This is a genomic window from Lamprobacter sp. (assembly GCF_034860625.1).
Lineage (GTDB): Bacteria > Pseudomonadota > Gammaproteobacteria > Chromatiales > Chromatiaceae > Lamprobacter.
Map to the genome: position 1 here is coordinate 1 of NZ_JAYESN010000599.1, position 1044 is coordinate 1044.

The following is a 1044-nucleotide window of genomic DNA, read 5'->3' on the forward strand; positions in this document are numbered from 1 at the left end:
CGCTTCGGGGCCGAATTTCTGAGTGAGTTGGCGCAGCAGTGTCCTGGCCTCGCCCTGCTGCAAGCCCTTTTGCATCCCCTGCTGCAAGCCCTGCTGCAAGCCCTTTTGCAGGCCCTGCTGCAAGCCCTTCTGAATCCCCGCGCGTTCAACGGTGGTCACATACGGCATACGCTGTTGCTCCTCGTAGGCATAAAGTGCTTGACGAAATTCTGCTTCCAGTGCCGCGGGCAGGCGGATCATCCAGTCGATCAGGCGTAACACCTCTTCAATCAGCGCGCACTCGTGGCCGCGCTCATACATCAAGCGCATCAGGCGGAATTTCCAGCCTTTGAGCGTCTCGGCATCATCGGTGACCTTGGCGCGGATCTGCGCCATCACGACCAGGGCGAAGACATTGTCACTGGCTTCCAGTTCGGCCCAGCGCTCGGGTGTGGTGTCGTCGAGCAGTTTGACCACAGGGAATTGGAACTCGACCCGGCAGTCCCAGAGCGCGGCACTGTACTGCGTTGGGCGGAAGCCTCGGTCGGCATCGGCAAGGACCGCCAGGCTGGCGACCGGCACTTGATAGACATCGCGGATTTTATAGTGGTCGGTGTACATCCGCTCGGCAAAGGCGGTCTCCGGGTCGCCTTGCACTTCGACATGGATCAGCACCCAGACCGGCGTGCCGTCGCGGCGGGTGACGCCAACGAGCTTATCCGCATAACGCCGGGTGGTCTTGGCCTCACGGACGATCTGTTGGAACTCTTTGTCGAGAAACTGCATGCCCTTTGACCAGTCGATCTCGGCATGGATGGTTGGAAACAGCAGCGCGAGGAACTCCGGGAAGAACCGCTCGAGGGCCTCTTTCCAGGGGCTGTCGTCGTCAGGCTTGTCGCTGGTGTCCGTGGCTTGGGTGTCGGCTGTCATGAGGAGAGTCTAGCCGATCGCCTCTCAGCAGGCACCCGCGCCGGCCAGGCTCTGCCAGTCTCCATCAGCCCCGGCGCTAGGGTCTTCGCGCGTCATGACGTCAACGATTTCGGGACAGCGACCGTTAACGTGGTC

1 protein-coding gene is annotated in these 1044 nt (G+C 61.5%); it reads right to left on the bottom strand.

Translation table 11 applies throughout. The features are described from left to right. Positions 1 to 909: hypothetical protein (locus VBE63_RS30125; protein ID WP_323686639.1), on the bottom strand; the 909-nt coding region annotated here is incomplete at its 3' end. Positions 910 to 1044 lie beyond the last annotated feature (135 nt).